12 protein-coding genes and 1 tRNA gene are annotated in these 12,222 nt (G+C 70.3%); 5 read left to right on the top strand and 8 right to left on the bottom strand.

Features of this window, described 5'->3' with window-relative positions; translation table 11 throughout:
* The first annotated feature begins 348 nt into the window (after positions 1 to 348).
* Positions 349 to 424 (top strand) — tRNA-Ala (locus AS029_RS12315).
* A gap of 79 nt (positions 425 to 503) precedes the next feature.
* On the opposite strand, the gene AS029_RS12310 is transcribed toward AS029_RS12315, so the two are convergent.
* The 7 genes from AS029_RS12310 to AS029_RS12280 all read right to left on the bottom strand — a co-directional run bounded on the left by AS029_RS12310 (position 504) and on the right by AS029_RS12280 (position 8,523).
* Positions 504 to 932: a VOC family protein gene (locus AS029_RS12310; RefSeq protein WP_058232891.1), complete on the bottom strand. Its 429-nt coding sequence runs from the start codon at positions 930 to 932 to the stop codon at positions 504 to 506.
* Between the two features lie 199 nt (positions 933 to 1,131).
* Positions 1,132 to 2,718, bottom strand: a complete 1,587-nt coding sequence (locus AS029_RS12305; RefSeq protein ID WP_058232890.1) for a hypothetical protein — start codon at positions 2,716 to 2,718, stop codon at positions 1,132 to 1,134.
* Positions 2,700 to 3,479 carry an ABC transporter ATP-binding protein gene (locus tag AS029_RS12300; RefSeq protein ID WP_058233087.1) on the bottom strand — a complete coding sequence of 260 codons (780 nt, stop codon included), beginning with the start codon at positions 3,477 to 3,479 and terminating at the stop codon, positions 2,700 to 2,702. Before AS029_RS12300 ends, AS029_RS12305 begins: the two co-directional genes overlap by 19 nt.
* Before the next feature lie 132 nt (positions 3,480 to 3,611).
* Positions 3,612 to 4,907, bottom strand: a complete 1,296-nt coding sequence (locus AS029_RS12295) for an ABC transporter permease (RefSeq protein WP_058232889.1) — start codon at positions 4,905 to 4,907, stop codon at positions 3,612 to 3,614.
* Positions 4,907 to 5,746 (bottom strand): ABC transporter ATP-binding protein, encoded by an 840-nt coding sequence (locus AS029_RS12290; RefSeq protein ID WP_082642293.1) that lies wholly within the window; start codon positions 5,744 to 5,746, stop codon positions 4,907 to 4,909. The genes AS029_RS12295 and AS029_RS12290 overlap by 1 nt, the downstream gene beginning before the upstream one ends.
* Positions 5,743 to 6,798 (bottom strand): permuted SH3 domain-containing protein, encoded by a 1,056-nt coding sequence (locus AS029_RS12285; RefSeq protein WP_058232888.1) that lies wholly within the window; start codon positions 6,796 to 6,798, stop codon positions 5,743 to 5,745. The genes AS029_RS12290 and AS029_RS12285 overlap by 4 nt, the downstream gene beginning before the upstream one ends.
* A 234-nt stretch (positions 6,799 to 7,032) precedes the next feature.
* Complete coding sequence (locus AS029_RS12280; protein ID WP_058232887.1) at positions 7,033 to 8,523, bottom strand: amino acid permease; 1,491 nt, start codon at positions 8,521 to 8,523, stop codon at positions 7,033 to 7,035.
* 169 nt (positions 8,524 to 8,692) lie between these two features.
* Between AS029_RS12280 and AS029_RS12275 the strand changes: the two genes are divergently transcribed.
* The 3 genes from AS029_RS12275 (at position 8,693) to AS029_RS12265 (ending at position 10,243) form a co-directional block, all read left to right on the top strand.
* Positions 8,693 to 9,040 (top strand): histone-like nucleoid-structuring protein Lsr2, encoded by a 348-nt coding sequence (locus AS029_RS12275; RefSeq protein WP_058232886.1) that lies wholly within the window; start codon positions 8,693 to 8,695, stop codon positions 9,038 to 9,040.
* Between the two features lie 28 nt (positions 9,041 to 9,068).
* Entirely contained in the window at positions 9,069 to 9,815 is a 747-nt protein-coding gene (locus tag AS029_RS12270; RefSeq protein WP_058232885.1) for an acetolactate decarboxylase, read from the top strand.
* A gap of 89 nt (positions 9,816 to 9,904) precedes the next feature.
* Complete coding sequence (locus AS029_RS12265) at positions 9,905 to 10,243, top strand: histone-like nucleoid-structuring protein Lsr2 (RefSeq protein ID WP_058232884.1); 339 nt, start codon at positions 9,905 to 9,907, stop codon at positions 10,241 to 10,243.
* A 176-nt stretch (positions 10,244 to 10,419) separates the two neighbouring features.
* Here the strand turns inward: AS029_RS12265 and AS029_RS12260 are convergent, their stop codons facing one another.
* Positions 10,420 to 11,493, bottom strand: a complete 1,074-nt coding sequence (locus AS029_RS12260) for a Glu/Leu/Phe/Val dehydrogenase family protein (protein WP_058232883.1) — start codon at positions 11,491 to 11,493, stop codon at positions 10,420 to 10,422.
* A gap of 222 nt (positions 11,494 to 11,715) precedes the next feature.
* Here AS029_RS12260 and AS029_RS12255 point away from each other — a divergent pair, with 222 nt between their 5' ends.
* Complete coding sequence (locus AS029_RS12255; RefSeq protein WP_058232882.1) at positions 11,716 to 12,192, top strand: YbaK/EbsC family protein; 477 nt, start codon at positions 11,716 to 11,718, stop codon at positions 12,190 to 12,192.
* Positions 12,193 to 12,222 lie beyond the last annotated feature (30 nt).

Here is a 12,222-nt window from a genome sequence, read left to right as displayed (position 1 = left end):
CTCGCGTGGCTTCCCTCTCGCGTGGCTTCCCTCTCGCGTGGCTTCGCTCTCGCGTGGCTTCGCTCTCGCGTAACTTCGCTCTCGCAAGGTTTCGCCCTCGCGTGACTTCCCCCTCGCGTGGCTTCCCCCTCGCGTGGCTCCACTCTCTCGTGACTTGCGCCTTGTGCTCCTCGGGACCCTCGATCGGCGTACACACGCCGCAAGTCATCGGCAGAGCGGCCTGAACGATCGCCATGGTCACACGCGGCTGCGGGCGGCGGACGAGCGCGCGAGGTCGATGCGGTCCACCGGGAGGGCTCCCCGCGTCATGTCGCTCCGTCGGGGCGTGATAGTGTTTACGAGGTTTCCGGGCCTGTGGCGCAGTTGGTAGCGCGCCTCGTTCGCATCGAGGAGGTCAGGGGTTCGAATCCCCTCAGGTCCACCACCACCCGAATGTCCCGCGGCACGTGCCGCGGGACATTCGTCTTCTCGCGGACGGCGCCGCGTCGGTCAGCAGAGGGTCGTCAGCTGCTCTCGGCCCAGCCTCCCGGGGCCGCGATGTTGAACATCCAGGCGACGCCCCAGGGGTCGGTCAGCTCGCCGTAGAGGTCGCCCCATACCTGCTTCTCGAGCGGCGCGACGATCTCGGCGCCACGTTCGACGAACCGGTCGTAGAAGCCCTGCACTCGTTCGGTCTCGTCGCTCATGAAGGCGGCGTGGATGCGGCCCCTGCCCCACCCGCCGGCGGGCTCCGTGAAGGCGTCAGCGCCCATGACGGTGAAGCCGTCGGCGCGCAGCTCGGAGTGCATCACGCCCTCGGCGGGGGCGTCGGTCATGCCGAAGTCGGCGAACGTGTGGAGGGCGAGCTCACCCCCGAACACCGACTGGTAGAACGTCATCGCTTCGCGGGCCGAGCCGGCGAACGAGAGGTACACGACGAGCGAGGTCGACATCGAGGCATCCTTCGATCGGGGGAGGAGTGGCCCCACCCTAGACCCGGCGGCGCCCGGCGAACACCCCGGAGCCGGGGTCATCCGGCGAACACCCGAGAGCCGGGGGTGTCTCGGCACACGTCTCAGAGCCGGGCGCTCTCGGCAAACCTCTCGACCCGGGCGCCGCGCGACGAAGAGCGGCGAGGCCGTGGCATCCGCCTCACATGCCCTGGAAGGTCTTCAACTGCGCCAGCAGAGCGGGCGCCCCGCGGTCGAAGCGACGGCCGCCGATGACCACGCCGAGCGCGAAGACGGCCGCGCCCCACACCACGCCGATGCCCAGCGCGATCCACCCCGCGGTGGAGGACCCGCCGAAGACGGCGATGAGGGAGGGGATGACAGCGGGTAGCGCCAGAGCGCCGGCGATCAGCCAGCACAAGAAGAACGCCAACGTCATCGTGAACGTCGAGCCCGGTACGCGCTTGAACGGCGAGTCGCCCGGGGCCGGCGTCGGGATGACGAGGATCGCCGAGGTGACGGCGCACACGCCGCAGCCCACGAGGATCAGCCCCATCGACCCGCCGACCACCGCGGGCAGAAGATCCCACCGCTGAGCGATCGCGAGGGTCGCGATGTCGACGACCAGCACGAGCGGCACGCTCACCGTCGCCGCCCCCAGCATGCGGCCGAGTCGATCGTCGCGGCCGCGGATGCCGGTCTGCATCACGGTGGCGAACGCCGTTCCGTCGTACGAGACGTCGGCGTACGCGAGCACTCCGGCGAAGAAGCCGGCGAGCAGGCCGGACGCGGCGAAGAACGGTCCGTCGAACTCGCCCCTCGCGTAAACGGCGACGAGGATCGGCGCGAACGGCACGATGATGAGCTGGCGCAGGTAGCGGAAGTCCCGCGTCCACGACGTCAGCGAACGTGCCCATGTGGCCCCGACCGGCGTCGACGGCATGATGCCGAACCACCCGAGCGACCCGGCTCGACGGCGCGCGGACGAGCGCGCCGGGGGAGCGACGACGGATGCCGCCAGGCTCCGGTTCCACAGCAGCCACAGCACGGCGAGGGTGGCGAGGGCGATCACGAACTTGGCGAGGGCCGGAAGCCACGCGCCCGTCGCGAGGTCTCCCGGCACGGCCCAGGCGGCGCCGACCGGCGTCCAGGAGAGGGCCGCCACGAGCCGCTGCAGCTGACCGCTCAGGCCCTCGCTGGTCTCGAGGGAGTTGGTGATGCCGATGAACAGGGGACTGGCGAAGATCAGCAGGGTGAAGCCGACGAGGCCGACGATCTCTCGACCGCGGCGTCCGCCGCCGATCCCCGCCGCCAGCGTCGCCACGGTGCGCGACGCGACGACGCAGATGAGAACGCCGAGCGGCACGCACACGACCGCGACGAGGGCGGCGAGCGGCTCGCGCCACCACACGAGGAAGGTCGCGAGTCCCCCGATCGTCGTGGCGATCCCCGGAACGCCGGTGAGGCCCCCGGCCGTGATGGCGAGCATCATCTGGCTCGTCGTGAGCGGAAACGGCGCCAGCCGCGCGGGATCGAGGGTGGTGTCGATCCCCGCGGCGAAGATGGGCCCGATCACCCACCCGAGCGTCACGAGCGCGCCGAACGCGACGACGGCCGCGCGGGCGACGTCGAAACCGAGGGTGCCCGCGAAGAAGAGGGCGATCCCGGTCGTTCCCAGCGCCCACAGCGCACCGATGATGCCGAACAGGAAACCGACCAGCTGCCCGGGGCTGCGCCCGAGGATGTTGCCGAGCGTGCGGAACCTGATCCTCAGGACTGTCGCAACCACTGCGGGCCCTCCGCGTGGTGGCGGCCACCGACGAGGTCGATGAAGCGGTCCTGCAGCGTCTGCGCGCCGCGCACCTCGTCGACGGTCCCGGATGCCAGCAGCCGGCCCTGCGCGATGACGGCGACGTGGTCGCACATGCGCTGGACCAGATCCATCGAATGGCTCGACACGATGATCGTGCCGCCCGACGCGGTGTATTGCCGCAGGATGTCCTCGATGTTGGCGGCGGAGACCGGATCGACCGACTCGAACGGCTCATCGAGCACGAGCAGACGCGGCGCGTGCACGAGCGCGCAGGCCAGGGCGATCTTCTTCGTCATGCCCGCGGAGTAGTCGACGACGGGGGTGCCGGCGGACTCGCCGAGGTCCATGATGCGAAGGAGGTCGGCGGTCCGCGATGCGATCTCGTCGCGGGCGAGCCCGAACATCTGCCCGGTGTAGGTCACCAGCTGCTCTCCGGTCAGGCGATCGAAGAGGCGGACGCCGTCGGCGAGGTTGCCGATGAGCCGTTTCGCCTCGACCGGGCGCGCCCAGACGTCGACGCCGTGGACGAGCGCCGTTCCCGCGTCGGGGCGGAGCAGCCCGGTGGCCATCGACAACGTCGTCGTCTTTCCCGCGCCGTTCGGGCCGACCAGGCCGTAGAACGATCCGGCGGGCACGGTCAGGTCGAGCCCCGCGACGGCGGTCTTGCCGCCGAAGGCCTTCACGAGGCCGTGCAGCTGCAGAGCGGGCCGAGAGTCCGACGTGGCGGGCGGTGTCACCGCGTCGGGGAGGGCGGGCTGCGGCACGTCTCGCGGGGTGTCGGTCACGGCTCGAACCTATCGGCGAAGTGGGGCCGAGGGACAGGGAGACATCTGATGTTCTTTCGGGGGGCGGTGCGACGCGCTCCGATCTCAGTAGCGGATGGCGTCGATCACCCTCACGCGCACGGCGACGAGCGCCGGCAGCAGTCCCGCCAGTGCGCCGACCGCGGTCGCGGCGACGAGACCGATGATCGCGGCATCCACGGGGAACGGTGGGAAGTCACTGACCATGCCCTGACCGACGAGATCCCGCACGGCGGGGGACTGCACCACCAGGATCGAGACGATCACGCCCACGGCGCCGGCCACCACCGTGGCCACCACGCTCTCCATCATGACGGCGAAGAACACCCGGCTCGCCGTCGCGCCGAAGCTGCGTCGGATGCCGATCTCGCGCACGCGCTGCTTCACCGTGACGAGCGCGATGTTGACCAGGCCCAGCGCGCCCAGCAGCAGCACGAGCACGGCGATGCCGATGACGACTGTGCGGGTCACCGCGAACGGATCGTCGCCGTAGGTGGCCCAGTCCTGACGATTGATGTCGACCTGGGTGCCGTCGCCGAGCGCCCCGGCCAGATCGCGCTTGACGAGGGTCGTCAACTGCTCCGACAGCTCCGGCGGCACCCACATCTCGTACTGCGTCTGCGGTGAGCCGCCGCCGTACGGGTCGGACGCGGCGGCCGCCCCCGATCCGCGCTCGCCGGCGGCGGCCTCTTGAAGGGCCTGCAGGTGATCGGCGAGCATGAACATCGACGGGAACGTGTCCCAGGTCGGCGATGGGGTGACGCCGACGACGACGGCGCGCACGCCCCCGGAGGGGATGCCGGAGGCGGAGCCGGGCACACCCTGTCCACCGAGGGCCACGACCGGATGGCTCTCCAGCGGCGGGCGTCCCATGCGGTCCCAGAAGACCTCGTTCACGATCACCTGCGGCGCGAGCTGCTGGGCATCGAGCGGGGTGAACCACTCGCCCTCCTGCATCTGCACGCGGTGCATCTCGCCGTAGGGCTGATCCACGGCCTGCGTTCCGACGTCGACGACCCCGTCGGGGAAGGGCACGCGTTGCGTCGTGGACTGCATGCGGCTCGCATAGGTCACGTCGTAGCGATCCACGACGTCGGCCCAGGCGGCATCCACCAGGTCGGGATCCAGCGGCTGCCCGCCCGTGGCGTACATCGAGACGAACAGGGTGGCGGGTCGCCCCGAGGAGCGCTCGCTGAGCTCCTGGCTCGACTGCTGCACGATGGCGCCGAGGGCGACGACGGTGGTCAGCGAGCACACGGCCACGGCGACGCCCACGAGCGAGAGGAGCACGCGGGTACGGTGCACGCGCACCTCTTGCCACGCCTCGAGCAGGGCGCCGATGAAGGCGGTGAGGGCACGCATCAGCCCTCCGTCCGTTCGGGGTCCGCGGCCGTGGCGGAGACGAAACCGAGGCGGGCGAGGTCGTCGGCGGCGTCGCGGGGTTCGTCGGTCGTGGTCGCCGGGGCGTCCGGGGCCATCTCGCGCCGGTCGCGGCGCGTGAGGGGTTCGAGCGTCGGGTCGTCGACCGCCGTCAGCACGCCCCGGTCGAGCCGGAAGTGCCGTCGGGCGCGTCGGGCGATCGTGGGGTCGTGCGTGATCGTCACCTGCGCGGCCCCCGTGCGCGCGGCGACGTCGTCGATGAGCTCCATGACGCTCTGACCGGTGTCGAGGTCGAGCGCGCCGGTGGGTTCGTCGGCCAGGATGAGCCGCGGACCGCGCACCAGGGAGCGGGCGATCGCGACGCGCTGCTGCTCACCGCCCGACAGGCGGTCGGGCATGCTGCTGAGGCGGTGGCCGAGTCCCACGAGCTCGAGCATCTCGGCGGCGATCCTCTTGCGGCGCCAGAACGTCCGGCCGGTCGAGTACATCAGCGGCATGGTCACGTTCTCGAGCGCCGTGCGCCCGGGCAGCAGGTTGAACTGCTGGAAGACGAACCCGATGGCGGCGCCCCGCAGGCGGTCGCGTTTCGCGGCGGAGTACGCCTTCACCGGGCGGTCGTCGAAGGTGATCTCGCCGCTGGTGGGGAGGTCGAGGAGCCCCAGCATGTTCAGCAGGGTCGATTTGCCCGATCCCGACCGCCCGACGATCGACACGTGATCGCCGGGCTCGATCTCGAGATCGACCCCCGACAGGATCGTCAGCGCGGGCTGGTCGGGCGGGATCACCGTGCGGGTGACCTCGCGAAGAGTCAGCAGGCTCACGACGTGGGGGCCTGGTCGCAGAACATCGAGCCGTCGGGATAGACGGTGCAGCCGTCGTCGGGCACCGACAGGGCACCGGGGGCGAACTCGAGGATCTCGTCGCCGTCGTTCAGCCCCTCGGTGATCTGCACCTGCGTGCCGTCGGTGAGGCCGAGGGCGACCGGGCGCTCCTCGGTGGAGCCGTCGGCCGCGGTCACCCAGACGGTGCCGCTCTGCGCGGCTCCCCGCACGGCGGTGGTGGGAACGACGAGCACGTTCTCGGCGCGGCCGCCCGCGATGGTCATCTCGGCGGCGAGTCCCGAGAAGACGGTCACGTCGCCCGGAACGGAGCACGTGGCGGTCGTGCCGGAGCCCGACGCGCCCGATGCCGTGCCGCCGCCGCCGTCGGACGCGCCGGTGCCGGCGTCGTCGGAGCCCGTGCTCCCGGCCAAGGGAGTCGTGATGCGCAGGTTGCCGCAGGTGAACGCCGCGGGGCCTCCGGTGATGGTCACCGACGCTTCGGTGGGCCGGTCGAGCAGGCGGTACTGCTGGGCGGGCTCGAGTGTGCCCGTCACGGAGAAGGTGGGCGGAGCCACGGTGCCGGCCGTCATGCCGATCGTGATCTCCTGGCCGGCGATCACCGAGAGCGAGCTGAGCGTGCCCGCCGCGGGTGCCGTGACCTCGACGTAGCGGAAGATCGCCGGCTTCGGCTTGCCCTCGGCATCCACGCTGTCGGCGGGATCGCGCTCGATCGGCACCTTGACGTCGAAGACGACGTCGCCCTGCGCGACGGTGGCGCCCTGCGCGACGAAGATCTTGTTCACCGTGCCCGCCGCCGTCGCTTTCATCGGCACGGCCGCGTCGGCCGAGACCGTGGCCTTCAGCACGACGTCGTTCGTGATCGTGCCGAGGGCGGCGACCGTGCGCGGCTCGACGATCGCGCCCGTGGGCACGGCCGGCGAGGCGTCGGCCGGGCGATCGGGAAAGAACGCCAGCTTGATCAGTGCGGCCGCCACGAGGGCGACCAGAAGGATACGCAGAATCGGAAAGACCCACGTGCGTGCGATCCCCATGAAACCCCCCGGAACGGAAATCGTCGTCATCGAACGCTCCCCACCCTAGGGGGCCGGATGCGGTGCCGATGGACGCGGCTCACCCGCGAGGGCGGTTGCCGCCCACGACGACCGGCGGGTGTCACCCCTTCGGCGGGGCTCCCAGCGGACACGCGTGGCAGCAGAGCCCAAGAACGACGGATGCCACGACCCCGGCCGCGGAGAGCGGCGGGGTCGTGGCATCCGGTGCCTTTTCTACTTCTTCGGCGGAGCGACCACGCGCGGGGCGAGGAACTCGCCCGTGCCCAGCCGGGAGTTGCGGCGCGAGTACGCGAAGTAGATCGCGAAACCGAGGGCGAGCCAGATGAGGAAGCGCAGCCAGGTCTCGACCGACAGGTTGAGCATCAGGTACGTGCAGATGAGCGCCGACAGGACCGGCAGCACCGGGCTCAGCGGCACGCGGAAGCCGCGCTTGAGGTCGGGACGCTTACGACGCAGCACCAGCACGCCGATGGAGACGAGAACGAACGCCGAGAGGGTTCCGATGTTGACCATCTCTTCGAGCACGCCGATGGGGGTGAGACCCGCCACGACCGCCACGATCACGGTGACGAGCAGCGAGATGACCCACGGGGTGCGGAAACGCGGGTGCACCTTCGCGAGCCCGCCCGGCAGCAGCCGGTCGCGCGACATCGCGAAGATGATGCGGGTCGCACCGATCATCAGGGTGAGCACCACGGTGGTGAGGCCCGCGACGGCGCCGGCAGCGATCACGGTCGCCATCCACGTCTGGCCGTGGAAGGCGAAGGCGTTCGCGAGCGCCGCCGACGGGTTCAGTTCGCTGTAAGGGACCATGCCCGTCACGACGACCGCGACGGCGCAGTAGAGGATCGTGCAGATCACGAGCGACGCGATGATGCCGATGGGGAGGTCGCGCTGCGGCCGCTTGGTCTCCTCCGCCGTGGTGGCCACGACGTCGAAGCCGATGTAGGCGAAGAACACCAGCGCGGCGCCCGCGAGGATTCCGCCGACGCCGAAGGTGGCCGGTTCGAGACCCGAGAGGAACTGCAGCAGCGGCTGCGTGAGGCCGGACGCCGACTCGGTGGGCACCGACTCCGGCACGAACGGGGTGTAGTTCGCCGGGTTGATGAACATGATGCCCGCGATGATGACGAACAGCACGATGAAGAGCTTCACCGCGACGAGCACGAGGTTGACCCGCAGCGATTCCTTGATGCCGACGGTCATCAGCCCGCCGAGGACGAGGACCAGCAGGATCGCGGGAAGGTCGACGACGCCGCCGTACGAGATCGCCTCGGGCAGCACGATGCCGATCTGCTGCAGGAAGGTGCCGAGATAAGCGCTCCATCCCTGCGCGACGACGCTCGCGCCGAGGAACATCTCGAGGATGAGGTCCCAGCCGATGATCCACGCGAAGAGCTCGCCGAGCGAGGCGTAGGAGAAGGTGTACGCCGACCCCGATACGGGGACGGTGGAGGCGAACTCCGCGTAGCACATGGCGGCGAGACCGCACGCGATGGCCGCGATGATGAAGCTGATGACGACGGCCGGTCCCGCGACGTCGTGCGCGGCGCGGCCGGTCAGGGTGAAGATGCCGGCACCGATGACGACGCCCACACCGAACACGGTCAGATCGACCGCGGTCAGGGATTTCTTGAGTCGGAACTCCGGCTCGTCGGTGTCGGCGATGGATTGCTCCACCGACTTGGTACGGAAAAGGCTCACGCGGTGCTTCCTCTGTCTCGGGCGGCGTCCGGGGAGCGGACACCACCCCCGGAGGATAGTCCCTTGCGCGCCTCCTGCCTATCCGTCGACGCCCGCGCGCCCGCGATCATGACACACAATTCGTGATGTCGCGTTAATTGATTCCGTGAGGTGTATTCTTTTACGCATTATGGCTATGAAGCACATTACCCACCTCGTGGATGACCTCGACGGCACCGTTCTCGAGGATGGTCAGGGAAAGCAGATCACCTTCTCGGTGGAGGGGCGAGCGTATGAGATCGACCTTTCCGACCGAAATGCCGACAAATTCTATTCGGCGATCGCTCCCTACGTGGATGCCGCTCGCTCGGTATCCCGCGGCAACTCGGCGCCGCGCCGCGGACGCACGGCGCGTCGACAGAGCGACGTCGACCTCGGCGCCGTCCGCGAATGGGCTCGCGCCAACGGCCACACCGTGAGCGACCGCGGTCGTGTGCCCGCGACCGTTCTCGACGCATACAACGAAGCGAATTCCTGACTTTCGTCGGGACCCGTCCGGAACGGATGTGCCCGTCCGACTGGCATCGGGTGCCGTCACGCAATTCGCGGTGCTCGACGCGCTTCTCGCCGGTGTGTATTCGCAGGGGTCGCCGGTCGCGGATGTGAGGGCGGCCGGCGACACCGGCGTGGGCTGCTGCGAGGGGCTCGGCGGCGAGGTCGTCATCGTCGACGGGGAGCTCTACGAATGCACGGCCGACGCCCCGCCTCGCCTGATGACCGACGACGAGGTCCTGCCGTTCGTCGACGTCTGCCGCCTCGGCGATCCCGTCGCGGAGCCGGTCACCGGTCTCGACCTGCCCGGTCTGGATGCGGCCGTGCAGGAGCGTCTCGTCAGCCGCAACCTGTTCCATGTGATGCGGATCGACGGTGTCTTCGCGCACGTCCTGACACGCGTCACGCGTCGCCAGCGACCGCCTTTCCGTCCCCTCGCCGACGTTGCGGCGGAGCAGCTCGAGACCACGACGCGTGAATGCGCGGGATCGCTCGTCGGATTCTGGATGCCGCGCATCTATCAGGGCATCACGGTGGCGGGTCTGCATCTGCATTTCCTCAGCGACGATCGGATGGTCGGCGGGCATGTGCTGGATGTGCGCCTTCGACAGGGGCGGCTCCGCCTCTCGGCGTTCGCCGATCTTTTTCTGCGGCTGCCTCGCGACGGGGAATTCCTCACGACCGAACTCACGCATGACGATGACCATCGGATCGTCGCGGTGGAGAACCGCGGCGGACACACGGCTTCTGCGGAGGAATGACGCCCTCTCCGACATTCGTGGGCGAACAAGAGGGTGAATTCTCATTACATCCAACGGAACGGTCGGGGTACGCGTCTTAGGGTCGGCGCATGGCGAAAAAGCACTTCACCCAGGTAATCGACGATCTCGACGGCTCGGTCATCGACGATGGCGCGACCGTGCAGTTCTCATTCGATGGGCGCGCGTACGAGATCGATCTGTCGAAGCAGAACGCCGAGAAGATGCGCGATGCGCTCCGGCCCTACATCTCCGCCGGTCGCACCGCGGAAACACACCTCGCAACTCCCCGGCGTACACCGCGCGGTCGCGCCATCCCCACGAGAGATCTCGCCGACGTGCGGTCCTGGGCACAGAAGAACGGACATTCCATCAATACGCGCGGGCGCATCTCCGCGGCGGTTCTCGAGGCGTACGACGCCGCACACTGACGCGCAGAAGCGAACCGGATGCCACGCAGGTGGTGGCATCCGGTTCATACTTTGCGCGCCCGTCGAAAGGCGGGGTCGTCGTTGCGTTCCCGCGTCGAGCTCCGGATCTCTCGGCAGGCTCATGGTCCGCCGGCGGGCGGGGTCCTTCGGGCGGCGCGGGGCGTGCCGGCGCGGCGTCAGACGAGGGCGGAGCTGCGCGCCCCCACGGCCAGGCGCTCGGCGGCCAGCCCCTCGGCCGCCGCGAGCGGGGTGACCCGGCGGGTCTCGGCCTCGTCGAAGACGCGGCGGATGGTGTCGCCGATGCCCGCGACGCGGCCCATGATCTCGTCCATCGTGCCGCGCTGCTTCGCGACGCCGTCGAGGTAGATCACGCCGCCGGCGTTCACGACGAAGTCGGGCGCGTACAGGATGCCGCGCTGCGCGAGACGGTCGGCACCCGAACGCTCGGCCAGCGGGTTGTTGGCCGGGCCGCACACCGCCCGGGCGTCGAGGGCGTCGATGACGTCGTCGGTGAGCACACCGCCGATACCGGCGGGTACGAACACGTCGGCGGGAACGAGGTGCGCTTCGCTCGGCTCGACCCACGCGGCGCCGAGGTCGGCTGCCAGCGCTCGCTTCGCGGGGTTGACGTCGGTGACCGTGAGCGCTGCGTGCTCCGACGTGAGGCGCTCCGCCAGTCGGCTTCCGACCTGGCCGAGGCCGGCGATGGTGATGCGCCGGCCGGCGACGTCGGAGGTGCCCACCGCGCGTTCGAGCGTGGCGACGAGCGAGGCGTAGACGCCGAGGCTCGTGGGCCCCGCGGGTTCGCCGGAGCCGCCCACCGAGTCGGGCAGACCGACCACGTGCGCGGTGCGCTCGCTGACGACGAGCATGTCGTCGGTCGTCGATCCCACGTCTTCGGCCGTGCGGTACAGCCCGCCCAGACTCTCGACCGCGTCGCCGAGGTCGAGGAAGGCCGCGCGGCGACGATCGGCGTCGAGCACCGTGCCCTCGGGCAGGCCGATGACGCTCTTGCCACCGCCGGCGTCGAGCCCTGCGGCGGCGTTCTTCAGCGTCATGGCGGCCGACAGGCGCAGGGCATCGCCCAGGGCGTCGGTCCACGACGGGTAGGTCCACAGGCGGGCGCCGCCGAGGGCGGAGCCGAGCACGGAGGAGTGGAGCGCCACGGCGACGAACAGACCGCTGCGTCGCCCCGTGATCACCTCCACGCGTTCGTGGGTGAAATCGGGCAGGGGCAGTGCGTTGGTCATCGCGTTCCTTGTCGTCGGCCGCCTTGTGGGCGGCGCTCTGCGGATGCCGCAGCGTCGCGACATCCCTCTCCATTGTGGCGCGCGGGGGCTGCGCACGCGAGGGGCGGGTGTCGGCGGGTCGTGGCGTCGGGGCCGGGCTGCCGCGGCACACCCTCCGGCGGGCCGGAGCCGATGACCGCGGGCGGAGCGTGCGACCTGGCGGGCGCCCCTAGGCTGGCGGGCATGACCGACGCCCTCCCCGCCCGCAGTCGTCTCGTCGCCGCGTCCCTGGAGGCCGCGGGGATCTCCGGGAAGATCGTCGTGCTTCCGGATGCCGCGTCGACGGCCGCCCTCGCCGCGGCGGCGCTCGGCGTCGAGGTCGGCGCCATCGCCAACAGCCTGGTGTTCTGGAGCGACGACGCGCCGCTGCCCATCATGACCAGCGGCGCGCACCGCGTCGACACGGCGGCGCTCGCGCAGAGGCTCGGGCGCGGCGGCATCCGTCGGGCGACACCGGAGCAGGTTCTCACCGCGACCGGGCAGCCCATCGGCGGCGTCGCACCGACCGGGCATCCGGCGCCGTTGACGACGGTCGTGGATGAGGCGTTGGCGGCGTTCCCCGAGATCTGGGCCGCGGGTGGCACGCCGCACACGGTGTTCCCGCTGACTTTCGACGAGCTGGTGCGCCTGACCGGCGGTGCGGTGTCGCGGGTCGCCTGAGCGGGGCTGTTCGGGGCGGGACCGGCGCGT

Source organism: Microbacterium enclense, from assembly GCF_001456955.1.
GTDB classification, from domain to species: Bacteria; Actinomycetota; Actinomycetes; order Actinomycetales; family Microbacteriaceae; genus Microbacterium; species Microbacterium enclense.
This window is presented reverse-complemented; position numbering and strand designations above follow the sequence as displayed.

Bases quoted from the DNA above. Each gene is read 5' to 3' on its own strand.
- AS029_RS12310 (WP_058232891.1), bottom strand. From the start codon at position 932: ATGTCGACCTCGCTCGTCGTGTACCTCTCGTTCGCCGGCTCGGCCCGC.
- AS029_RS12295 (WP_058232889.1), bottom strand. From the start codon at position 4,907: ATGCGTGCCCTCACCGCCTTCATCGGCGCCCTGCTCGAGGCGTGGCAA.
- AS029_RS12285 (WP_058232888.1), bottom strand. From the start codon at position 6,798: ATGGGGATCGCACGCACGTGGGTCTTTCCGATTCTGCGTATCCTTCTG.
- AS029_RS12275 (WP_058232886.1), top strand. From the start codon at position 8,693: ATGGCTATGAAGCACATTACCCACCTCGTGGATGACCTCGACGGCACC.
- AS029_RS12265 (WP_058232884.1), top strand. From the start codon at position 9,905: ATGGCGAAAAAGCACTTCACCCAGGTAATCGACGATCTCGACGGCTCG.
- AS029_RS12260 (WP_058232883.1), bottom strand. From the start codon at position 11,493: ATGACCAACGCACTGCCCCTGCCCGATTTCACCCACGAACGCGTGGAG.
- AS029_RS12255 (WP_058232882.1), top strand. From the start codon at position 11,716: ATGACCGACGCCCTCCCCGCCCGCAGTCGTCTCGTCGCCGCGTCCCTG.